At 46.0% G+C, this 23796-nt stretch carries 25 protein-coding genes; 8 read left to right on the top strand and 17 right to left on the bottom strand.

Annotated elements, in window-relative coordinates; translation table 11 throughout:
- Positions 1–19: 19 nt before the first annotated feature.
- The 4 genes from A3773_RS02690 to A3773_RS02675 are packed head-to-tail and all read left to right on the top strand — an operon-like array spanning position 20 to position 3400.
- On the top strand, positions 20–1837 hold the full coding sequence (locus A3773_RS02690; RefSeq protein ID WP_067982817.1) for a penicillin-binding protein activator: 1818 nt from the start codon (positions 20–22) through the stop codon (positions 1835–1837).
- Between the two features lie 7 nt (positions 1838–1844).
- Positions 1845–2204 carry a YraN family protein gene (locus A3773_RS02685; protein WP_067982814.1) on the top strand — a complete coding sequence of 120 codons (360 nt, stop codon included), beginning with the start codon at positions 1845–1847 and terminating at the stop codon, positions 2202–2204.
- 18 nt (positions 2205–2222) lie between these two features.
- On the top strand, positions 2223–2813 hold the full coding sequence (locus A3773_RS02680; RefSeq protein WP_067982810.1) for an SIS domain-containing protein: 591 nt from the start codon (positions 2223–2225) through the stop codon (positions 2811–2813).
- A gap of 2 nt (positions 2814–2815) precedes the next feature.
- A complete protein-coding gene (locus tag A3773_RS02675; protein ID WP_067982805.1) occupies positions 2816–3400 on the top strand; it encodes a BON domain-containing protein in 585 nt (194 codons plus the stop codon).
- Between the two features lie 53 nt (positions 3401–3453).
- On the opposite strand, the gene A3773_RS02670 is transcribed toward A3773_RS02675, so the two are convergent.
- The 16 genes from A3773_RS02670 to A3773_RS02595 form a co-directional block, all read right to left on the bottom strand.
- Positions 3454–3885 carry a ClpXP protease specificity-enhancing factor gene (locus tag A3773_RS02670; protein WP_067982802.1) on the bottom strand — a complete coding sequence of 144 codons (432 nt, stop codon included), beginning with the start codon at positions 3883–3885 and terminating at the stop codon, positions 3454–3456.
- Between the two features lie 79 nt (positions 3886–3964).
- The gene (locus A3773_RS02665) at positions 3965–4603 is read right to left on the bottom strand and encodes a glutathione S-transferase N-terminal domain-containing protein (RefSeq protein WP_067982799.1); all 639 of its coding nucleotides are present in this window, start codon (positions 4601–4603) and stop codon (positions 3965–3967) included.
- Between the two features lie 82 nt (positions 4604–4685).
- On the bottom strand, positions 4686–5459 hold the full coding sequence (locus A3773_RS02660; protein ID WP_067982798.1) for a cytochrome c1: 774 nt from the start codon (positions 5457–5459) through the stop codon (positions 4686–4688).
- Positions 5459–6706, bottom strand: a complete 1248-nt coding sequence (locus A3773_RS02655) for a cytochrome b (protein WP_067982795.1) — start codon at positions 6704–6706, stop codon at positions 5459–5461. The genes A3773_RS02660 and A3773_RS02655 overlap by 1 nt, the downstream gene beginning before the upstream one ends.
- Positions 6706–7299 carry a ubiquinol-cytochrome c reductase iron-sulfur subunit gene (gene petA / locus A3773_RS02650; RefSeq protein WP_067982790.1) on the bottom strand — a complete coding sequence of 198 codons (594 nt, stop codon included), beginning with the start codon at positions 7297–7299 and terminating at the stop codon, positions 6706–6708. Before petA ends, A3773_RS02655 begins: the two co-directional genes overlap by 1 nt.
- 268 nt (positions 7300–7567) lie before the next feature.
- Entirely contained in the window at positions 7568–7960 is a 393-nt protein-coding gene (gene rpsI, locus A3773_RS02645) for a 30S ribosomal protein S9 (protein ID WP_067982786.1), read from the bottom strand.
- A 14-nt stretch (positions 7961–7974) separates the two neighbouring features.
- Positions 7975–8403 (bottom strand): 50S ribosomal protein L13, encoded by a 429-nt coding sequence (rplM, locus tag A3773_RS02640; protein WP_067982781.1) that lies wholly within the window; start codon positions 8401–8403, stop codon positions 7975–7977.
- A 792-nt stretch (positions 8404–9195) separates the two neighbouring features.
- A complete protein-coding gene (gene zapE / locus A3773_RS02635; RefSeq protein WP_067983528.1) occupies positions 9196–10305 on the bottom strand; it encodes a cell division protein ZapE in 1110 nt (369 codons plus the stop codon).
- Positions 10306–10452: 147 nt separating this feature from the next.
- Complete coding sequence (locus tag A3773_RS02630) at positions 10453–11157, bottom strand: LrgB family protein (RefSeq protein WP_067982778.1); 705 nt, start codon at positions 11155–11157, stop codon at positions 10453–10455.
- Between the two features lie 2 nt (positions 11158–11159).
- On the bottom strand, positions 11160–11513 hold the full coding sequence (locus tag A3773_RS02625; RefSeq protein ID WP_067982775.1) for a CidA/LrgA family protein: 354 nt from the start codon (positions 11511–11513) through the stop codon (positions 11160–11162).
- Positions 11514–11525: 12 nt separating this feature from the next.
- Entirely contained in the window at positions 11526–12101 is a 576-nt protein-coding gene (locus A3773_RS02620; protein WP_067982770.1) for a TMEM165/GDT1 family protein, read from the bottom strand.
- Positions 12102–12156: 55 nt separating this feature from the next.
- Positions 12157–12885 carry a hypothetical protein gene (locus tag A3773_RS02615; RefSeq protein ID WP_067982767.1) on the bottom strand — a complete coding sequence of 243 codons (729 nt, stop codon included), beginning with the start codon at positions 12883–12885 and terminating at the stop codon, positions 12157–12159.
- Entirely contained in the window at positions 12886–13605 is a 720-nt protein-coding gene (locus tag A3773_RS02610) for a tyrosine-protein phosphatase (RefSeq protein WP_067982764.1), read from the bottom strand.
- Positions 13602–15824 (bottom strand): GumC family protein, encoded by a 2223-nt coding sequence (locus A3773_RS02605; protein WP_067982761.1) that lies wholly within the window; start codon positions 15822–15824, stop codon positions 13602–13604. The genes A3773_RS02610 and A3773_RS02605 overlap by 4 nt, the downstream gene beginning before the upstream one ends.
- A gap of 30 nt (positions 15825–15854) precedes the next feature.
- Positions 15855–16400, bottom strand: a complete 546-nt coding sequence (locus tag A3773_RS02600; RefSeq protein ID WP_067982758.1) for a polysaccharide biosynthesis/export family protein — start codon at positions 16398–16400, stop codon at positions 15855–15857.
- A gap of 26 nt (positions 16401–16426) precedes the next feature.
- Positions 16427–17626 carry an outer membrane beta-barrel protein gene (locus A3773_RS02595; RefSeq protein ID WP_067982754.1) on the bottom strand — a complete coding sequence of 400 codons (1200 nt, stop codon included), beginning with the start codon at positions 17624–17626 and terminating at the stop codon, positions 16427–16429.
- Between the two features lie 194 nt (positions 17627–17820).
- Between A3773_RS02595 and galU the strand changes: the two genes are divergently transcribed.
- The 4 genes from galU (at position 17821) to A3773_RS02575 (ending at position 22240) form a co-directional block, all read left to right on the top strand.
- Positions 17821–18711 carry a UTP--glucose-1-phosphate uridylyltransferase GalU gene (galU, locus tag A3773_RS02590; RefSeq protein WP_067982750.1) on the top strand — a complete coding sequence of 297 codons (891 nt, stop codon included), beginning with the start codon at positions 17821–17823 and terminating at the stop codon, positions 18709–18711.
- Positions 18712–18889: 178 nt separating this feature from the next.
- Positions 18890–20524 (top strand): glucose-6-phosphate isomerase, encoded by a 1635-nt coding sequence (gene pgi / locus A3773_RS02585; protein ID WP_067982746.1) that lies wholly within the window; start codon positions 18890–18892, stop codon positions 20522–20524.
- Position 20525: 1 nt separating this feature from the next.
- A complete protein-coding gene (locus A3773_RS02580; RefSeq protein WP_067982743.1) occupies positions 20526–21794 on the top strand; it encodes a nucleotide sugar dehydrogenase in 1269 nt (422 codons plus the stop codon).
- A 56-nt stretch (positions 21795–21850) separates the two neighbouring features.
- A complete protein-coding gene (locus A3773_RS02575; protein ID WP_067982741.1) occupies positions 21851–22240 on the top strand; it encodes a VanZ family protein in 390 nt (129 codons plus the stop codon).
- A 110-nt stretch (positions 22241–22350) separates the two neighbouring features.
- On the opposite strand, the gene A3773_RS02570 is transcribed toward A3773_RS02575, so the two are convergent.
- On the bottom strand, positions 22351–22971 hold the full coding sequence (locus A3773_RS02570; RefSeq protein WP_067982738.1) for an SH3 domain-containing protein: 621 nt from the start codon (positions 22969–22971) through the stop codon (positions 22351–22353).
- Between the last annotated feature and the right edge of the window lie 825 nt (positions 22972–23796).

The following is a 23796-nucleotide window of genomic DNA, read 5'->3' as shown; positions in this document are numbered from 1 at the left end:
AACTTGGGTTGTGAAGTATATGAAATTTAAGTGGCGCCTGTCTCTTTTAGCCCTACTCCTTAGCACGATTATTTCGGGCTGTTCTGTTCAATCGCCTTCAAAACCGCCTTTAAGCAGCGCTGAACAAAACCGAAACCGAGCGACCGTCTTGCTCGACAAGGCCGACAAAGCCAAACCCATCAAGGCTGCCGAGTTACGCGCAGAGGCCGCTCAAATACTGTTATCACTCAATCAAAAAGAAAATGCATTCAATGTATTAAATGCGATTGATATCAGCTTATTGCCACCATCGATGCGGTTCGATATCGCCAAATTAAAAGCCCAAGCAGCCATCGAGCAAAATCAGCCCGACAAAGCACTTGAAAACCTTGCCCAGCTTAAGGCCTATAGCAAAACAGGGTTCGCCAAAGAGCAAGAGATAGCGCTTCTACAGCTTGAAGCCCAAGCATTTAACCAGCAAGCGGCATTATTTTCTGAAATTCAATCCCTCATCAAGCTCAGCCTTTTACTCGACAGCAATGAAGAGAAGCAACAAATACACGATGAGATCTGGGACCGACTCCTTCAACTCGACAGTAGTACTCGCGCCTCTTTATTAAAAAGCGGCAGCAATAGCTATTACGAACAAGGGTGGCTAGAGCTAATTAACGAACTATCAAGCAACAAACAGCTCGACACACAGTATCAAGCGATTAACAACTGGTCGGTCCTGTGGGAGGGTCATCCTGCCAAAGCCCTACCACCAAGCTCACTTAGCGGTCTAAGCAAACAGACCCTTAACGCTCAAAAAATTGCGATTTTACTCCCCCTTGAAGGCAAACTGACAAAACCCGCTGCGGCGATAAAAGAGGGCATCCTGATGGCGCACTTCCGCCAACAGCAGCCTAACACCCCAGCACCGGAACTCCTTTTCTTGGATTCGGAAAAAATAAACACGCCAATCCAGCTGGCCACCATCCTAGAGCAGGAGCAGGTTGACCTTGTTATCGGCCCCCTCCAAAAAGAATATGTAGCCGCACTGGCCAGCGACAGTCACATCAACACACCTATTTTGGCGCTCAATTCAACCGAAGGCGCTAGCAGAGAGGGCCTTTACCAGTTTGGCTTATCTACCGATGATGAAGCTCAGCAAATCGCCGAAAAAGTTTGGAATGATGGCATACAAACCGCAGCCGTACTTATACCCAGCCAAGCGTGGGGCGAACGCGTCGCAAGCGCATTCACCGAGCACTACACCGCTCTCGGCGGCAACGTAGTAAACGTACAAGCCTTTGGCGAAACCAGCGAGTTTTCCGCCAGCATTGCATCGTTCTTAAGCACAAACAAAAGCACCGAACGCTACAAAAAAGTTAGGCAGGCCATTTATACGCGAAAAATAGAGTTTGAAGAGCACCGCAGACAAGATATTGGTGCGATCATTTTAACCGCACTCCCTAATGATGCGCGCCAGCTCACCCCTATACTCGCCTTTAATTTCGCCGGCGACATACCGATATACGCCACCTCTCACCTATTTAGCGGCACCAGTAACCCAATACAAGACCAAGACCTAAATAGAATTAAGTTTGTCGACACACCCTGGAGCTTAAACCCACCATCACAGAGCAAGGTACTACTCGCCCAAGAGCGCATAGACACTAACACTCGCTTCGGCAGGCTTTACGCACTGGGTCTTGATGCCTATCGCATATTCCCCTATCTACAACAACTCAGCGCCCTACCCGGCACAGAGATTGAAGGGGAAACCGGAAAATTAAGCGTAAGCCATGACGGCATGATCAAACGTAAGCTTATATGGGCAGAATACAAAGAAGGCACCCCATCCATTATTGAGTAGAACCCCCATGGACAGAAAAAAAGCCGGCAAGGACGCCGAAAAACAAGCCGAAACATTCTTATACAAACAGAAACTAAAGCTTCTAAACCGTAATTTTAGTTGCCGATTTGGTGAGATTGACCTAATAATGACTGATGGAGACACAATTGCCTTCATCGAAGTTCGTTATAGAAACACAAAAAAATATGGCGGAGCCGCCGCGTCGGTTACTCCGCTTAAACAAGCGAAAATCATCAAAACCGCACAACTTTATTTAAGCCTGCACCCTAAGCTCGCTAATAAAAATTGTCGTTTTGATGTCATCGCGTTCGAATATGATGCAGCACCTTCAAACCCTCTGTGGTATAAAGATGCATTTAGAATTTAAGGCATAATTAAGGACAGCATGGAACTCGAAGACCGCATTGTCAGCCAGTTTCACAATTCAATGGAAATCAATGCGATAACCATTGAACAATATACTCCGTTAATAGCCCATGCTGGTGAACTTTTACTCCACTGCCTTGTCAGTGAGAATAAGATTCTCTGCTGTGCAAATGGAGCCTCATCCTCATTAGGGCAACATTTCACCACATTGCTGATGAACCGCTTTAGGCATGAAAGACCAGGCCTGCCTGCGATCAACCTAAATTCTGACGGGTCGACACTCAGTGCTATCTGCGAAGATACCAGCTTTATGGATGCCCAAGCGAAACAGATTCATGCGTTGGGACAGCCGGGAGACATTCTTTTATTGGTCACACCTCACGGGCGATCAAGTAACTTAGTGCAAGCGATTCAGGCAGCGCACGATCGCGATATGACCGTTATCGTATTAAACGGCGCCGATGGCGGTGATATTACCGCACTCTTGAGCCCAGAAGAGATCGAAATATGCGTACCCAGCGACGATAGTGCTTTAGTGCATCACGCACAACTACTCGTCCTACACGCATTATGCGACTTAATTGACTATCAACTATTTGGAAGCGACTAGTGATGATTAACAGCAAAACTCTTTTACTAATTACAGGTCTCAGCCTATCAGTTATTATTAGCGGCTGCTCCGACGTTATAAGTGTTAGCCGCGAAGAACCTATACAGGAAGATCCCGGCCATCGAACTGTCGGTTCCTACATCGATGACGAAGTGATTGAAACACTCTCGATGGTTAATCTAGCCAAAGGCTCTGAGCAGATGAAAGCCACCAATGTTAGCGTTACTAGCTACAATGGTGTCGTTCTTCTAACCGGCCAAGCCCCAAGCGACGCAGCACGCAACGAAGCCGAGCAGATTGTTAGCCAAGTACGCAAAGTCAGAAAAATTCATAACGAGATTAAACTCTCCGGCGTTTCTTCAGCACTCGCAAGAACAAACGACACATGGCTAACAACCAAAGTTAAAGCAGAGCTACTTACCAATGAAAACGTTGAAGGCTCACGTATTAAAGTCGTGACTGATAGCAGCACCGTGTACCTTATGGGACTTGTTAGCCCACAAGAAGCCGACACAGCAATCAGCATTGTACGCGGCATTCCTGGTGTAGAAAAAATCGTTAAAGTATTCGAATACGTTAATCGTTAAAAACTACCATTGCGCCGCAACGCACTCGTTCGCGGCGCATTTATATCAAAGAATCACTTAACCACTTTCAAGCTAGGACGCTTAGCTTTAGGCTTCTCTTCACCTTCACTATTCTCAGCTATCTTTTTCGCTGGATCAGCTTCACCTACTGGTGTCTGCAAATACGCCTCAGCACCGGGCTCACCACCAAACCCCATCCCCTGACCATTCTCACGCGCATAAATCGCTAAGATAGCTTGCATGGGAATATAAACATCCATCGGCTGCCCCGAAAAACGCGCATTAAACGAGAGCGCCTGATCATCCATATAAAAATCACGCACGGCAGAAGGGTTGATATTCATAACAATCTGCCCCTCTTCAACAAACTGGGTCGGTACCGTTACATTCTCTTGCATTGCATCAACCAAAAGATGAGGTGTTAAATCATTATCCAGCAACCAATCGTATAGCGCTTTCATGATATAGGGGCGGCTTGGCTTCATATTTAGTACTCACAAACAGTTTAAAAGTCACAAAAAAAGGGATGAAATATCATCCCTTTTTATAAACCAGACGTAAAGCCTAGTCGCGCATTTCACGTTCAGCTTCAGACAAGCTAACCTGAAAAGATTCGCGTTCAAACAAACGTTCCATGTATTTTACTAACGGCTTACACTGCTCTTCAGGAATGTCGATTCCCAATAGAGGCAAGCGCCACAATAGTGGAGCAAGACAGCAATCAACCAATGTAAAATCTTCACTCATAAAGAAAGGCTTATCGTCAAAAATTGGCGATGTTGTTACTAAACTATCACGCAACTCTTTACGAACAGATTCAGCAGTCTCTTCATCATCCGCCAAAGAGGCCTCGATAATTTGATCTGCAAGATCACACCAATCACGCTGAATACGGTACATATAAAGACGGCTTTCAGCACGAGCTACCGGATATACAGGCAACAGCGGTGGATGAGGGAAACGCTCATCTAGATATTCCATCATTACATTTGGCTCATACAAAACCAAATCGCGATCCAACAATGTTGGTAAGCTGTTATATGGATTCATAGAGGTTAGATCTTCAGGAAGATTATCCTCATCACAATCATGAATCTCTACAGCAACACCCTTTTCAGCCAAAACAATACGAACGCGATGGCTATACTGGTTTTCACCATTAGAGTAGAACGACATGGAAGAACGTTTTGCCACGACACCCATTAACTATTCCCCTTTTCAGAAACAGACACGCGGCCCCAAAATGGAGCCGCGCATGAAACGATGTGATTATACCACAACGCTATTAGTGTATATCTTTCCAGAACTCTTTCTTCAGCGCATAAGCCAAGAAGAAGAACAAGAATAGGAAGATCAATACGTACGTACCAATGCGATGGGAATCCAACTTAGATGGCTCACCCATGTACACCATGAAATTCACAAGATCATACACAACCTTATCAAATTCCTGAGGTGACAACTCGCCTGTACCTTTAACAATACTTGTACAATTGCTCAAAGGCGTATTTGTTAGAGGATCAATACCATGACCCGCTAGACCATGAGCATTCATATCTTCCCAAGAACAGTTTGCCTTAACAACACCCTGTAGAGAGCCTAACACATTAGGCATACCTACATCTTTAAACACAGCGTTGTTTACGCCCCATGGACGGGAATCATCAGCATAAAAGCTACGAAGGTAGGTGTACAACCAATCACCACCACGTAAACGCGCTTCAAGCGTCAAATCAGGTGGAGGATTACCAAACCACTTACCCGCATCCTCTTTGGACATTGAGTTAGTCATTTGCTCACCAACCTTCTGCTCACCGAAGATCAAGTGCTCAGCAACCACTTCAGGATTCATCCCTAGGTCAATGGCAGCACGCTCATAGCGCTGATATTCAGCCGAGTGACAACCCATGCAGTAGTTAACAAATGTTTTCATGCCGCGCTGCAAAGACGCTTGGTTATGCAGATCAACATCCATGTGGTCCAGGTGACCAGAACCACCAGCGGCATTAGCTGTAAGAGGCAGCACCGCCATTACTAATGTGATTAAAAACTTTTTCATTAGCCTGTAACCCTTTCTGGAACCGGTTTAGTACTTTCCATTTTGGTGTAGAACGGCATCAGGAAGAAGTACGCGAAATAAAGCGCTGTACAAACCTGAGCAACAATGGTCCGCCCCGGAGTAGAAGCCACAACACCAAGATAACCTAAAATCACAAAACTAACGCAGAAGATTACCAACATAATCTTGCTCGCCATACCTTTGTAACGAATAGATTTAACTGGGCTACGATCAAGCCATGGAAGAACAAACAGAATCGCTATAGCACCACCCATTACGATAACCCCAGGGAACTGAGATCCGAATAGAGGCGGAATCGCACGCAACATTGCATAGAATGGCGTGAAGTACCATACAGGCGCAATATGCGGCGGTGTTTTCAGCGGGTTAGCTGGCTCAAAGTTTGGCGCTTCGATCAAGTAACCGCCACCTTCAGGGAAGAAGAAGACAACAGCACAGAAAACAAACAAGAACACAACCACACCCACAATATCTTTAACAGAGTAGTAAGGGTGGAATGGGATACCGTCTAATGGCACACCGTTCTCATCTTTCTTTTCTTTAATCTCTATACCGTCAGGGTTGTTTGAACCCACTTCATGCAATGCAATGATGTGCAATACAACAAGCGCAAGAAGAACGATAGGCAACGCAACAACATGCAAAGAGAAGAAACGGTTCAGCGTAATACCAGAAATCAGGTAATCACCACGAATCCACTCAGCAAGATCAGGACCGATAAAGGGCACCGCTTGGAACAACGATACGATTACCTGTGCACCCCAGTATGACATCTGACCCCATGGCAATAGGTAGCCCATGAACGCTTCAGCCATAAGCGCAAGATAAATAGTCATACCGAACAACCAAACCAACTCACGTGGCTTACGGTAAGAACCATACATCATGCCGCGGAGCATATGCAGATAAACAACAACAAAGAAAGCCGACGCGCCAGTCGAATGCATGTAGCGCAGTAGCCAGCCATACTCAACATCACGCATGATGTATTCGATAGAAGCAAACGCACCTTCCGCAGAAGGGTTATATGACATGGTCAACCAAATACCTGTCAATAACTGGTTAACAAGAACCAATAGCGCTAGAGAACCAAAGAAATACCAAAAGTTAAAGTTCTTTGGTGCGTAGTATTTAGAAAGGTGATCTTCCCACATCGCTGTCGCAGGGAAACGATCATCAATCCAACCCATGATACCTGGGTTACCTTTATTACGAGAACCAGCCATTATGCACTCTCCTGATCTACACCAACAATGATCACGCTATCGCTTTCATAACGATGAGGCGGAATCACTAGGTTAGTTGGAGCCGGTGAGCCATTCATCACACGACCGGATAGGTCAAAGCGAGAACCGTGACATGGACAGTAGTAACCACCAACCCAATCTTCACCCAAATCTGCAGGCGCTATTTCGGGGCGATACGTTGGAGAACAACCCAAGTGCGTACAAATACCAACCAACACAGATACATCCTCACGGATAGCACGCGCAGGCGTAGTTGGTACATAGGCAGGTTGCTGTGGAGCTTCAGAATTTGGATCCTGTAAGTTATCCAGCTTTGCTAGATTTGCCAATGTTTCTTCGCTACGACGAACGATCCACACTGGTTTACCACGCCACTTGGCAACCATCTGCTGTCCAACCTCAAGCTTACTAATGTCCACCTTTACAGGCGCACCAGCAGTTCGAGCTTTAGCACTTGGATTCCAGGAAGCTACGAATGGGACAGCTGCTCCGACAGCACCAACCGCACCAACTGCGGATGTAGCACCGATCAGGAGACGGCGCCGACCCTTATTCACGCCATCATTGCTCATTAAGACTATCTCCCCTCAATCGACCTTATATTGCATTTTCGCAGGTGCAAAAATACCCTGGCCGCTAAGAATTATAAAACCATGGAAACATGTATCTTTAAAATGGCCCAAATAGTAATGAAAACACCCCATTTTTACAAGGTGAATTACTGTTTTTCGCTCTACATTAGGCCAAAGTATTGACTTGATACAGCACAAAAAAAACGCCCATCCCAAAAATGAGACAGGCGCTTTTTCTGAATCCGAAAAACTCCGCAGAGAATTCGAATTAACGTTTTGAGAACTGTGGTTTCTTACGCGCTTTACGTAGACCAACTTTCTTACGTTCAACCATACGCGCATCACGAGTAACATAACCCGCTTCACGAAGAGAAGGACGTAGAGTCTCGTCAAAGGCTAGCAACGCACGTGTAATACCGTGACGAATTGCACCCGCTTGACCGAAACCACCACCGCCTTTAACAGTAACAACAACATCAAATGACTCACCGTTGTTTGTCAATTCTAGTGGCTGACGCACGATCATACGTGCAGTCTCACGACCGAAGTAATCTTCGATAGTGCGATTGTTAATAGTGATAACACCTGTACCTGGACGTAGGAAAACACGTGCAGTAGACGTTTTACGACGACCTGTACCGTAATACTGTGTAGTAGACATAATCTTCCTTCCCCTTAGATGTTCAATTCTTTAGGCTGCTGAGCCTGGTGCGGATGTTCTGCACCAGCATATACTTTCAGCTTAGTGTACATAGCGCGACCCAATGGGCCTTTTGGTAGCATGCCTTTAACAGCAAGCTCAATAGTACGCTCAGGGAAAGTCTCTACCATTTTCTCGAAAGATGCTTCTTTCAAGCCACCTGGAAAACCAGTGTGGTGGTAGTACATTTTATCTTTACGCTTGTTACCAGTAACGCCTACTTTTTCAGCGTTGATAACTACAATGTAGTCACCAGTATCAGTGTGCGGAGTGTAAACTGGCTTATGCTTGCCACGTAGACGACGTGCAATTTCAGTAGCCAGACGACCCAGAGTTTTACCTTCTGCGTCAACAACGTACCAGTCGCGTTTTACTTCGGCTGGCTTAGCGACGAATGTTTTCATCTGTATAGCCTTTCAACTTTACTCAAATCTCGCATCAGCTAACAAAATATCGTTAGATAATACCGACCTGACTTATAATTATTTGTTGCCTAATCCAAGATTAAGCAACGCGCTTTTGCCCAAAATTTAAGCAACACCTAAACTTGGGAGCGCGCATTATAATGATGGACAAAGACGACCGCAAGATATATTTCCAACAAACTAAGCCACAGCGCCCTAATGTTCGGCCAGAAGACCGACCTCCTACCCTACACCCCCCCCCTGCAGGAGCTCACCCTTTATGCCCGGAACGGGTGCCAGAGCGAATGAATTACGCTCGAAACCACAACCCTTCGGCCAGGGGCGGGCCTCCTACAAAAGCACCCTGTAGATACTCACCCTTTATGCCCGGAACGGGTGCCAGAGCGAAGCATCGTGCAGATAGCCTTCAACACACAAGTTGTAGGAGCTCACCCTTTATGCCCGGAACGGGTGCCAGAGCGAATGAATTACGCTCGAAACCACAACCCTTCGGCCAGAGGGCTGGCCTCCTACAAATGCACCCGTAGGAGCTCACCCTTTATGCTCGGAACGGGTGCCAGAGCGAATGAATTACGCACCCAACCCAATCAAAACACAACCACCTTCAGCCAGAGGGCTGGCCTCCTACAAATACACCCTGTAGGCGCTCACCCTTTATGCCCGGAACGGGTGCCAGAGCAAATAAATTACGCGCCTAACTCTTCGGTCAGAGTAAGGTTTTCTCCACGCATAAAAAAAGCACCCGAAGGTGCTTTCCAATAAAACCGATCACTAAACGCGATGTTCACGCGCCAAATATTCGTGTGACTGCATCTCTAACAAACGGCTCTGGGTACGCTGAATCTCAAACTCTAACCGCCCTTCAGAGTAAATCTCATGGATTGGTTTTTCAGCACTTAAAATCAGCTTAACCCCACTATCATAAAACTCATCGACCATATTAATAAAACGTCGAGCAGCATCATCATTGGACCGACCAAGCTGAGGCACATTCCCCACCATGACCGCATGAAAAAGCTTAGCCAGCTCTATATAGTCATTTTGTGAACGTGGCCCTTCACAAATATCAGGAAAATCAAACCAAATCACATCTTCACAACAACGGCGAGCTTTCATCTCTCGTCCATTAATCTCAATCACTTCGTTTTCACTAACTTCATCAAGATCAGGCACTAAACTTTCAAAACTACGATTTAAACTCGCATCAGCCTTTTCATCTAATGGACAGTGATAGAGCTCCGCCTGCTCTAAAGCGCGCAACCGGTAATCAACCCCTCCGTCGACATTGATAACATCCGTATAACGATTCAGCATATCGATCGCAGGCAAAAAACGCGCTCGCTGCAAACCATCCTTATAAAGGCCATCAGGCACGATATTAGATGTTGCTACCAAAGCCACCCCGTTATTAAACAGCTCCTGTAACAAGCTACTTAAAATCATGGCATCGGTAATATCGGTAACAAAAAACTCATCAAAGCAAATAATACGCGTTTCGCTCGCATACTTTCTACCAATCTCAACCAACGGATTAGCCGTACCGTCTAACTCTTTAAGTTCCTGATGCACACGCTGCATAAACCGATGGAAATGCGTACGCATCTTCTGCTCAAACGGCAAGCTGTCATAAAACGTATCCATAAGATAGGTTTTACCGCGCCCCACACCACCCCAGAAATACAGCCCCTTGATAGGCGCTTCCACGTCTGGTTTTTTAAACTTACCTTTCAAGCGCCCCATCAAACCAACTTTTGGCGTGTCTTTCTTTGCCAACAAATCGTCATACAGGCGCTGAAGATTTTCTACCGCTATCTCTTGTGCCGGATCATAAGAGAAATCATCACGCTGAAGGTCAAGCTTGTATCGTTCTAATGGGGTCATGTCTAGCTGCCAATCTGAATAGGTTTCAACCAGCGCGAACTTTACCGATGAATGCCCCATTTAGCAAATGCAACATAAGGAGGGTAGACAACGCCGTTAGGCAAAAAAATAGCGCTCAAAGGTGAGCGCCATTACCTAAGCCCTGCTCTACAAACCGATAATAGGAATCAATATCGGCAGAAAAAACGCCGTAAAAGCGCCGGTCATTCCCATCGCCAAACCACCAAACGCACCAGCAACCATGCCGTATTCAAAGGCAAAAGCCGTTCCCATCGCATGGGCTCCCACGCCTAAAACAAATCCTTTAACCGATTCATCTTCAATCCTAAGCAAGCGATAAACCACCGGCGCAATCACACAACCGATCGCCCCCGTAATCAACACTAAACCCGCCGCAAGCGAAGGAAAACCACCGATCTTTTCCGCAATTGCGATAGCAATAGGCGAGGTAACCGATTTCGGCGCAAGTGTAAGCAATAACTGATCACTTAGCCCAAACCACATACCCAACATAATCGCAGAGACTGAGGCGACAATCGCACCCGAAACACACCCTACCACAAGCGGTATAAGCAATCGCTTCACGGTTGCCAAATTATCGTACAAAGGGATCGCCAACGCGACGACCGCTGGGCCTAAGAGGAGGTGTATATACTGCCCACCCAACATATAAGTTTCATAATCAGTTTCTGTCGCCAACAGCACAACAATAATCAAGGAGAGAGAGACCAATACAGGGTGTAAAAACGGCGTTTTTCCCATGCGCGCATTAAACCAAGAGGCCACGAGGAATACCGCTAACGTAACGACCAACCACAAAACAGGCAGTGTTTGAAAATGAGACCAATGCATTATCAATGACCCTCTTCATGCTTTTCTTGCGACATAAGCCGCAATAACGCCGCAACGACTAACATGGTCACTAAGGTGCTCACAAACAAAATAATCAGCAACTGATACCAATAGGCGGACAACACGCCAAAATATCGCATCAACCCAACCCCCGCCGGCACCAACAAAAGGGGCAGTATTTTTAATAACCCCTCACTGGTCGATCTAAGCCCATCAGGCACTTTTTTGTAAATCATCAACCCTACAAGCAGCAGGATCATACCCACTACTGAGCCAGGAATAGACACCGCTAACCATGTTACCAAGCACTCACCTAGCAGCTGACAAAAAAGCAAAATAAGAAAACCCTGAACCATACAGATCACCGCCTAGATTAATGATTGATATAACTGAAAAAACGCAATTCCCGCAAACACCATAAACAAGATACCCGCGCCCCGATGAATCAAGGCAATAGGCACCCTTGTCAGCAAGACCCGACCACAGCCTATGCCTATCACCGTCGTCAGTCCCAATGCGACCGTACCCGCCAACCAAACAACCCAAGCCTGCTCAACAGCCGCCATCCCTGCAATAGCCAACTGTGTTTTATCACCTAACTCGGCTAAAAAAATCAGTACAAATACGGAGACAACAAGATGCTTACCTACAGTAACGCGTTCTTCACCTTCGTCATCACCCGCCATAAAGGACTGAACCCCAAAGACAAAGAACAGCAACCCCACAGTAAAAAAGATCAACGCCTGCGGCAAATAAGCACTCAACGCAGCCCCAAAAACGGCGGCTAAGGCATTCAACACAGAAAAAGCCAACACACTCCCAACCAATACCGGGATGGCACGATACCGTGCTGACAGCGTCATGCAAACAAGCTGACTTTTATCGCCAAACTCAGCCAAAAACACCAATAAAAACACTTTAACAAAAGGTTCGATAAGTTCCATAAGAGACAACTAACGTAAAGAAAGGAGGAAGACTACCAGAAAAAGGGCACAATACTTAAGAGGAACAGAGCTTATTCTGTAGATGATCACGCGTTAAATAGGCACAAATAGAGGATTTTTTTTGATACGCCGACAAAATAGCACCCACTTCAGGCAGCGTACGCACCATGCCACGCTCAATATTACGGGCAAACAGACGCTTCTGCTCTAGGGATAAGGAGGGCCAAGAAAGGGCCGCCGCATGCGCCAAAGTCAAATGAACTGACTTCTCCCAAGGACCGTATGTAACCGCACTGATCAGCGCTTGATGATACTCTTCATCAAACTCATTCAAATAAGCTTTTACCAACACTAAATTAGCCCAACTATAAGGCCAACGTGGTCTTAAACTAATCGCTTTCTGGTGAAGCGCCTTTGCCTCTGCAATATCCACAAGGCCCTGTTCATTAAAACCTACAACAAGCGCGCGGTAGTAAAGCACACGCCCCTTCAGCTCCACATACTCAGGGTTATCACCCTCCCAACGCAAGGCGGAATCCACATCCGCAAGCGTAACAGCAACCTCTTCCACGGAAGGAAAGGCGGGTTTTTCTTGCCACTGCTCTAACGCATAGCGAACCTTGTAACCATACAGGTCCCCCATACCCCACGAAAAAACAACATAAATACCGAGCAAAGCAACAGAGATCAACCCACAGACAAACACGTAAACAACACCAGAACGCTTAGATGAACGCAAGATTTCCGCGTCACTCCCCGGTTGAGCCACTGCACTATCAGCCACTTAATAAACCCCTATTATTTTCGCAGGGTTACCCCACACTAAGCGTCTCGCCTCACTATCGCCAATCAACTCAGCCGCCGAGCGCACCGCCTCGGACAATACCGGCGGTCTACGATCACAATTATGGCCATCGGATGCAATCACCGTTACCCAGCCATTATCCAGCATCTGATCAGATAAACGTTTAGCCTCAACACCAAAACCACCTGAAACCGACATCGCTGTTAACTGAAACAAACACCCCATCTCAATAAAAGGAGCGAGCTTAGTAACATCAGCCATAATGCCTTTGTTCCGCTCAGGGTGCGCAATCATGGGCAATACACCACGATCCAGCAACCACTTAACTAACTTATCGCTCCCCGGCGGCACATGACTGTGTGGAAGCTCAAGGAGCATTACCTTTTTCCCATCCCACTCACCCAAAAAGGGCAACTGACCGGCGGCAAACATCGTTAGCACCTCAACAGACAAGCGAACCTCACCTGCCGCCTTCACACTCAGCAGGATATCATTTTCAACCAACGCGGCTTGAAACGCCTCAAATACAGGACGAATTGAGCGCACATCATTTTCATACCGCCCAGGGTGCACATGGGGCGTCACCACCATATGAGTAATCCCATCATTCACCGCAAGACGGGCAAGCGAAAGAGCCTCTTCCATAGAAGAGGCTCCGTCATCAATACCTGGCAATAAGTGGCAATGCAGATCAATCATGCCGTATTTTTACTATCCTCAGCATAGCCATAGGTATCGTAGTAGCCACCATAGTCACCACCGTAATACTTCGCTGCTTTTTTCGTATTTACTTGGTTCAGCACGACACCAATCAACGGCGCATTCACATCCTTAAGACGCTTAATACCCGCTTTAGCCTGCTGATAGGTCGTGGAATCCGCTTTAACAACATAGATCATCCCCCCAACCAAAGGAGAGATAACCATCGCATCGCTTACTGACTGGGAAGGCGCCGTATCAATAACAATACGATCATACTGCCCTTCAAGCACCCTTAACGCCTTGGAAAAACGCTGAGACGATAAAAGCTCCAACGGATTTGGCGGAATAGTACCCGCAGGTAACACGTCAATTCCACCCTCGTCCAAATGCTGAATACAATCTTCAAGCTTGGCGGTTCCTGCCACAAAATTAGATAAACCAATCGCGTGTTTATCAATACCTAACGCTTTATTAAACGCCGGTCGACGCATATCCGCACCAATCAATAAAACCTTTTCCATCTGCCCCAGCGCAAACGCCATATTAATAGCCACTGAGGTTTTCCCCTCATCAGGCATAGTCGAGGTCACTGCCAATACTTTATGTGGATTATCCAACGCAGACAGCACTATGCCGGTCCTAATCGTACGGACAGACTCTGCAAACGAAGAGTGATTACTCTCAAGGAATTCACGGTAGGAGGGATGAGGATTCTTTTTATCCTGCTTCAGCAAAGGCAACACACCCAGCAACGTAGCCGACAACTTACTTTCCACATCTCGAGCAGTCTGTATGGTGTTATTCAACGCTTCAAGCAAAAAGGCGAACACTACACCAAACATTAAACTGGCTACAAATGCAGCCACGATGATTAATTTCTTCTTTGGCTTTTCGGGTAACGAAGGAACAATGGCCGGGTCAATAATACGTGCGTTAGCGGAGTTCAAATCACCCGTTGCATTGGTTTCATTAAAGCGCTGCAAGAAAGTATCGTAAACTGCTCGTTTAGACTCGGCCTCGTTCTCTAACTCTTTACGCTTGTACTCTTTCCGCCCCAAAACCTGAAGCCCTTCACGCGTACGCGCCAATGCCTTTTCTAACGATCTTTCACTGGCTAACGCCGCTTGATAATCACTTTTAATGCCATTAATAACGCTTTTAATCTGGCTATTTAATGAATTACGCGCATTCGCCACTTCAGACTGCACAGCTATCATACTCGGGTGTTTTGAACCATAACGCTTGGCAAGATCGGAGCGCTTCAGCTCAACCTCAAGCAATTGACGCTTAAACTCTTGCACCGTGCGGTCTTGCAAGACCCCAGGCACCAGCTCATAAAGACGAACAGAACCTTTTGCAGCCTGAATCTGATTGTAGTGGCTTTCTAAATTTAAACGATCACGCTTAGCTTCAATATGTTTAGACGAAATGAGCTCTAGCTCTTTATTTGCAATAGTAGTGCCGCCCTCTTCACCCACTAAATTTTCAGCATCCAGAAAATCCTGTAGCGCTTTTTCGGCCGCATTAACGTCTGCCTTTAACCCTCCTAAGCGCTCACTCAACCATGAGGAAGCCTGCATCGTTACTTCAAGCTTAGCTTCTAAATTACTCTCTATGTACGCCACACCAATCGCATTAGCCACATCAGCAGCAAGCTTAGGATCATTCGCTTCAAATGAGATCTTAACTAATTGGGTTTTCCGGATAGGCACAATCGCTAAACGCGCGCTAAAGCCATCAATAAACTTATTCAGAACAATGCGTTCAACTTCTGCAGCCGACATACCGGCTGCGTCATCATTTTCAGGCAGATCAAAGGGCAGCATCTCACGCCAATTAAACGATAAGAATGGCTCTTGATTAAACTCAGGATGTTCTTGTAATGATAACTTTTTAACAACTTTTTCAGCCAAACGTCTCGATTTAATAATCTCAAATTGAGTTAAAAAATATTCACTATTACTCTTATCAAGACCATAAACCTCTTCAATCGAAACAACGTTTGCTTGCTGACTTTCAATTAACAAAGTCGCCGTCGCTTTATAGACCGGCTTCATAGAAAAAACAACCAGAATGGTCAACACAGTAATAGCAAGCGCAAAGCCTAAAATGCCCCACTTATTACGCATCAATGTGCGCCAGTATTGCTGAAGATCGATTACTTCTTCGTCCGCTAAGCGCCCCTGAGTATGAGAGGACTGATTATCATTCGTCATGCAGCAAATCCATTTGGAAAGATGAAATTATTAAAAGAAGCTTTCTTCAACCGTAATCGTATCACCAGGCTTGATGATGGCATTGATACCGACTTTACGCGGTGATTCGTCACCCTGACCTTCAGTCGCAACAAAAAACTTATCATCAGAAGCACGCTCAGAGAAACCACCCGCAATCGCCACCGCCCGTTGCAAAGTTAACCCTGGCTGATAAGGATAACCACCCGGCTCCTCAACTTCACCGTAGATAAAGAACTGACGATATTCGATAATTTCAACACTAACACTGGGGCTAACAAGGTAACCATCGGCAAGCTGACCACGAATAGATTCGCCCAACTGCCCTGTTGTCAGCCCTAGTATCTTCAGCTCACCTAAAAATGGATACGCAACCGTACCCGCATCACTGAGGCGAACCTCCATGCTCAGGTTTTCTTCACCAAACACAGTGATTTTAATGAGATCCCCAACACCCAACGGGTAATCAGACAGCCCGCTCCCTTTTTCAGCAGACGCCACGACACTGGCAAAAAGACAAACAGTAACAACGACAAACCTAACAGCAGACTTCAACATACAAAAAAATCTCTCAGAGCGGAATATTACAACGAACCTTGTACGGTAAAGTAAATCATATTTTTATCATAATCCGTGTTGGCGACATTCGAATCTCGATCTAAGTAGCTATAATCTAAACCGAAATCCAACCAGCGGCGCATTTTATACGTTACACCCATGCCAAAGTTAGTATTTTCATCTTCACGCGTACTGGTAACGTATTCGGAATCTGATTGCCCATAAGACACTCGGGAGATGACACGATCAGTCCAATCATGTTCCCAATCCACATTCCAACTGGTTGTATCTATATAGTTACCGGTGCCATCCGTTTCCTCTTCTTCCTTACTCGTAGTAAATTTAACGACCGAATAGGTTCTCGGGGCCCATTGCATGGCCAACTCCCAACTAATACCGTCATCATCTTCACGCGAGGCTGAAGCAAAATCCTTTTCCGCATAACCAATTTTAAATATGCCTGTAGTTTTGGCTGTAGCGTCCCAAGTAGCCCCCATCAAGTACTCTGTTTCCGTACTATCTAGGGTGACTGAAGCGAGGTCGTAATCTATATCTTCATGGCTTACCTCAAAAAGCAAAGAGGTTTTAGGCATCACACGGTAGTAAAAGGTCGCACTCGTACTCACGCTCTTACGGTCTTTCGCTTCAGTTTGCGAACGGAAGTTATCGTATTCACGATCATCAATCTTTGCCGCAACCTCAATACGCCCTTTAGCATTTAAACCACCAAAGCCATACTTAGCGGAAAGCGTATTCACATGATACTCAACAGGTGCATTATTAGCGGTGGCATTCGCCCCTTGATTTAAACCTGTACCTCGATCTTCATGCGTTTTTAAGTAACGTGCCAACAGCTCTAAACGGTTACGTATATTAAAATCTAAGTAAGCCTGAGCCGTTAGGTCATGATCGGTATAATTATCTGCGGAGTCATAGTCATAGATACCCTGCTTAACTCCGTAATTTACGCTATAAATATCTAGATCTTTTTCAAGAACAACCTGAACAGATGGATTTAATACGGTAATAACAGAATCCACGCGGTTCGTTTCAGTCGAGTAGATATTATCATCATGCCCAACTTGTAAATTCACTTGAGGGATAACTTGCAAAGGCCCTGCGTCAGCAGCTGCGGGCTCAAGGGCAACAGCCGATGTTGGCATTAAAAACATTGTGGGGAATAAAAGAAGATAAGTACGTGTAAATGCGAGACGTAATCTATTCATGGAAAGTCATCCCTAGCTAACCCATTCAAATTAAAATTGCGCGATTTTCATTCTACCATACTATTTTTATATTAATAAGATGTTGCAACTGCAAAAAACACAACCTGAAATATTCCAATTTAGCCATTAAAACTTGTAATACAAGCGTGCTACTATCTCCCTATCATGGATATTAAAAAATGAGGTTTTAAAGGATGACGACATCAGTAACTAAAGCAGTGATACCCGTCGCAGGATTAGGTACACGCGTTTTACCCGCGAGCAAAGCCATCCCAAAAGAGATGATGCCCGTTGTAGATAAGCCTGTAATTCAATACGTTATAGAAGAAGCTATCGCGGCAGGCATTACTGACATTGTACTGGTGACTCGCTCAGGAAAGTCATCCATCGAAGATCATTTTGATTGCCATTATGAATTAGAAGCTGAATTAGAAAGAAAAGGTAAAGAGGCTATTTTAGCCTCCGTACGAGATATTATGCCTGCCGGCGTATCCATTACCGCAGTGCGACAAAAAAAAGCATTAGGGCTGGGCCATGCGGTGCTCTGCGCAGCGCCCATTATTGGCGATTCTGACTTTGCCGTACTCCTACCTGACATGCTGATCAATTGTCATGGACAAGAAAAAACCGACCTCCAAACCATGGTAGAGTCTTACCAGAAAAGCCAGCATGGCCAGATTATGGTAGAGCCCGTCCCAATGGAGCACGTCGATCGTTACGGTGTCGTTGATTGCTCCGGCGCGACCGTATTACCCGGCCAAGCAGCAGACATTGCACAAATGGTCGAAAAACCACCAAGGGATGAGGCCCCATCTAACCTCACCATTAATGGCCGATATATTTTGCCTGCCAGAATAATGGAGATCCTAAAAGATACTAAACCGGGTGCAGGCGGTGAGATCCAACTCACCGACGCTATGGTAGACTTCCTAAAAGAAGGCACGCTACAAGCCTTTCATATGCAGGGAAAAACCTACGATTGCGGTAATAAAGCAGGCTATTTACAGGCCAATGTCATTTACGGTTTACAAAATAGCGAAACCGCTGAAAGCTTTAAGGCTTTCATTAAAACATTAGCACTGTAAGCACCATTATAATCTTGGAGGTAGGGGCGTAGTCACACGTATACATCGCCTATGTGACAGCGACCACCTCCGATAACATCCGCATAAAGTGGGTTTCATGATTCAAGGAACATTTTATCTGCAGATTTACGTTCAGATAAAATAGTAGATACGTACTGGATACTCAAAAGGAGTCTACATGTCACCAAAAGAGACGACAGCTTGGGTGGACCTACAGTCCCACGCTTACTACATGTCACAATCACACATAAGTACGCTATTCGATGAATCGCCCAATCGTTTTGCTCAGTTTGGTTTCACACAAGATAACTTACTACTAGATCTGTCCAAACAGCGTATCACCGACGAAACCCTACGCTTACTGATCGACTTAGCGAAAGAACGCGGCCTATCTACTTGGATTGAAGCCCTCTTCAACGGTGAGCATATCAATGACTCTGAAGACAGACCTGCACTTCATACCGCCCTCCGCACACCGAAAGGCGTGAAATTAGAGGTCGATGGAGTCGAGATAATTGAAGAGGTACACCAAAACCTAGAAAGCATGGAAGCCATTGTCACTAAAATCCATTCAGGTCAATGGCGCGGCTTTACTGGGCACTCAATCAACACTGTGGTTAATATAGGCGTTGGCGGCTCGGACTTAGGCCCTCTCATGGCATGTAAAGCCTTAGCCGAACATGCGCCCGAGAGCGCGCGCAACCTTAACGTTCATTTCGTATCATCGATGGATGGCAGCCAATTAGCTGACCTTCTTAGCCACCTAAACCCAGCCAGAACACTTTTTGTCATCTCTTCAAAGTCATTCACCACCATTGATACTTTAGCCAATGCAAACACGGCAAAAGAATGGCTAAAACAAGCAAGCGATGACGCCAGCGAAGCTATTTTAGTGTCTAGACACTTTATCGGCGTATCCGCCAGCCCAGATAAAGCGCTCAAATGGGGGATACCTAAAGCCAACCAACTCGCTTTTTGGGATTGGACCGGTGGCCGCTATTCGATGTGGTCCACAATAGGGTTACCGATCGCACTTAAATTAGGTATGAAAGGATTCCGTGAAATTCTTGCGGGTGCGCACGCCATGGACACCCATTTTAGAGAAACCCCTTTAGAGCAGAACCTGCCAGTACTTATCGCCATGGTTGGCATCTGGAACATTAACTTCCTCAATATCAATGCCCATGCGATTTTGCCTTATGATGGACGACTCAGCCACCTGCCAGCCTACTTAGAACAACTCGAGATGGAGAGCAACGGAAAGTCCGTTACACGCAAGGGCGAAGCAACCACGTACAACACCTGCCCGATCCTATGGGGTGAAGTAGGCACCAATGCGCAACATGCCTTCTATCAACTACTCCACCAAGGCACAGAATCAGTCATGTGTGACTTTATCGTGGCCGCCAAACGCTACCACGACACCGACAACTCAGAATTAAAACATCAACACCAGCTTAACCTAGCTAACTGCCTAGCCCAATCACGCATACTGGCCTTAGGTGACACAGTTATCAAAGATGCGGAAAGCGCTCCCGTCTATAAACGCTATAAAGGTAATCAACCCTGCACCACTTTGCTTCTAGACGAACTAACCCCCCACACATTTGGTCAAATCATCGCCATGTATGAACACAAAGTGTTTGTACAATCTGTTATTTGGGATATCAACCCGTTTGATCAGTGGGGTGTAGAGCTCGGAAAGAAAGTCGCAACGACACTCTTGGACGCACTCGCACCTAATGCATCTATTGAGGCGTTCGATGCCTCCACCCAAGGGCTTTTACAACATATCTCGATAAGGAATAAGTAAGATGAAAATTACGATATGGGGTAATGAGCTACCCGCTTGGACATCAGCAGCAGCCTTAGCTGAAAGCGGAAACCATGTACAGATCGTGACGGGACTCGATCAGGCAGGTAATAAAAATGAGATCGCCTTTAAAATAAGCAACGAACCGGGTCTGCAACACTGCATTGACGAAGCCATCAACTCTGGGCGCTTAAAATCGGTTACCGCTAAAGAGGGCCTTTCGCCTGCCACACATATTATCTGCCTCAACCCTGATGAGTACGATATAGCTGCACAACTAATAAAAGAGCTCGCCACCGAGCACCCCAGCAACCTATTAATCATCAACCAATCTAATTTTGGCGTAGGCAGTACCGATAAACTGCAAGCCCTACTTTACGAGCCCTACAACCAGACACTGGCCTACATCCCCGACATGCTCGCTGAAGGCTCAGCCCTTAACAACTTTAAACACCCCGAAACAATCATTGTTGGCTGCAGCAATGACTGGGCGCTCCTTAATATCAAAGCACTGATGCGCCCCTTTAGCCAATCTCTAAAACAGTGGATGCTAATGACCCCAAAAGAGGCAGAATTCACCAAATTCGCCAATACGGGCATGCTCGCATTACGACTTAGCTATATAAATGAACTCGCTAACCTAGCAGACCACCTCGATGTTGATATTGAAGTCATCCGCGAAGGAATGATCAGCGACCCTCGTATCGGCCCACACTATCTACACCCAGGCTGTGGCTTTGGTGGACTACACTTCCAACAATATATCGAAGGCCTTTCCGAGCTCATGGAGGTTAATCGTAACTCCAAATTACTTAATACCGTCCTCGCCGAAAACGAGAAGCAGAAGGAGCAACCGTTCCGCAAGCTATGGCGTCATTACGAATGTGATTTAAAAGATAAAACTGTGACCATCTGGGGGCTTTCATTCAAGCCAGGTACCGCCAGTATTGATAATGCCCCCAGCCTAAAAGTGATCGAAACTTTATTAGCCCAAGGCTGCAAAATCCAAGTCCACGATCCAGAGGCCGGTAGCAACATCGCCCAATACTTTAACAACCACAAACAGCTCGAACTTGTAGACTGCTGCTACCAAGCGCTCCAAAACAGTGACGGCCTTCTACTCCTAACAGAATGGCCCGAATACTGGTCACCTGAATACGATGAGATGCTGAGTAAAATGCGCCACCCACTCATTATTGATGGGCGTAATATCTTTGATAAAGAGATACTACAAAGCCTAGGCTTCACCTATTACGGTGTAGGGCGTTAAAACACCGTCACAACTGCAAAAAAAATACCTTAAATTTTAGATGAGTATGCCAAACAGTGCGCATTAGATTAATCAACCAATACAAAACCATCATATGGATTATATTTCTTTGCGCACTCGCGGGATTAGCCTACGGCATCTTCCGGACAACACCGCCACAGGAGTTATTTCAGAACTCAGATAAAGTCGGCCACTTTGCCGCCTTCTGCTGTGTCTCATTTTTAGGCCGGCTAGCCCTCCACAAAGTACCGGCCATAGCCTATTGGGGGAGCTGGTTTATACTTGCAGGTCTTTTGGAGTACCTTCAAGGCGAATGGCGGCCTTTAAGGCATTTTTCTATAGAGGATGCTTATGCTAACGCAACAGGTGTTGTGATAGCCCTAGTGCTTACCTACACACTTCACAAGATCTTGTTAAAGCTGGCACAAAGATCAAACCCTGATTAACTCGACACCCTACACGCTCAATAAACGGCGTAGATGCAAGATAACAAAGAAGCCTGCAGCGACGCCGACCTATGCCTTTAAAGTGCCGATATCACTACCACCTAAACCGATCACAAAGATTCAACTATTCGGCAACGGTGCCCTTCTAAATTAACCTCGGTTAACTGATAAGAAAGGTCCGCTTTCATTAAAATATTCATCGAGAAACGCTCATCCGGCGCCGTAACAACATGCTCTAAGGTCTGACTCACAGGAACAGGAATCAAATCGCCCTTAAAGGTTTTCGCCACCAGCTCAGCACTACAATTAACTTTGATCTTTTTTAACCCAGCCCCTTTCACTAATGCATACTCAAGATAAAGGTCACAGCCTTGGATAAAGTCATTCCCTATAACTTTCTCACACCCCAGCTCAGCCCCCTTATCAGCAAGCACTAACTCTTTTTTCAAGGCTTCGTTTACGGCCACCGTCTCAGGCGCTAAAAACTGACTACTCATCCACCCCTCTGTTCGACCGTTTGCCTCTTCACGCCCAATAAAATAAATCTTAGTCCAACCATCCTTCTCATCCAGCTTAATGACAAGATGCCCTTTGTTTAGCATCACCAAACTACGACCGTCCAAACTAGGCGCTGCACGCACCCGAACAAAATCATTAGTGACAACATAATAATCTACAGCTGATGCCTGACAGGAAACCATCAACAGAAAGGCAAACATAAATTTATTCACAACAACACCTTATAAAGAGCATCAGTAAAGTTAAGATGGTAGTAATTCTTTCACCTTAGATGCAAGCAATCAATTTAAAGAAAACAGTAAATGTTTTTTACAAAAGTGCAAGCAACGCCCACCGCCTAATAAAAACAAAAATATACAGCGACACAAACAAAGTAAAAATTAGGAATTTTTCTTATATACCCATATGAAAAATAAAATTATTCTAACGCCACAGAGTACATCAAGGATGATGTTTTGCCCTCAGGATGAGGGCCTCTGTACCTAAACATTAGGATGATGCAAAGTCGGCAAGGATGCCGATGTAGCTTTCAAGACTTCACTCCCCAGCAAAACACAAACACCTTCGACCAGAGGCTGGCCTCCTACAAATACATCTCTGAACGAAGAATTTCGCGCTATCAGCCTACATATAGTCCCTGTAGGAGCTCACCCCGTGAGCGAATGAATTACGATCCTTCGGCCAGGGGCTGGCCTCCTACAAATGCACCCTGTAGACACCACCCCTTTATGCCCGGAACGGGTGCCAAAGCGAAGCATCGTGCAAGAAAGCCACAAGATAGCCTTCAACACACAAGCTGTAGGAGCTCACCCTTTATGCCCGGAACGGGTGCCAGAGCGAATGAATTACGCTCGAAGCCACAATCCTTCGGCCAGAGGGCTGGCCTCCTACAAATACATCTCTGAGCGAAGAATTTCGCGCTATCAGCCTACATATAGCCCCTGTAGGAGCTCACCCCGTGAGCGAATGAATTACGCTCGAAACCACAACCCTTTGGCCAGAGGGCTGGCCTCCTACAAATGCACCCTGTAGACACC

The organism is Neptuniibacter pectenicola (assembly GCF_001597735.1).
Classification (GTDB): domain Bacteria; phylum Pseudomonadota; class Gammaproteobacteria; order Pseudomonadales; family Balneatricaceae; genus Neptuniibacter; species Neptuniibacter pectenicola.
The sequence above is the reverse complement of the archived record's forward strand: the minus strand, read 5'-3'. Positions and strand labels throughout refer to the sequence as shown.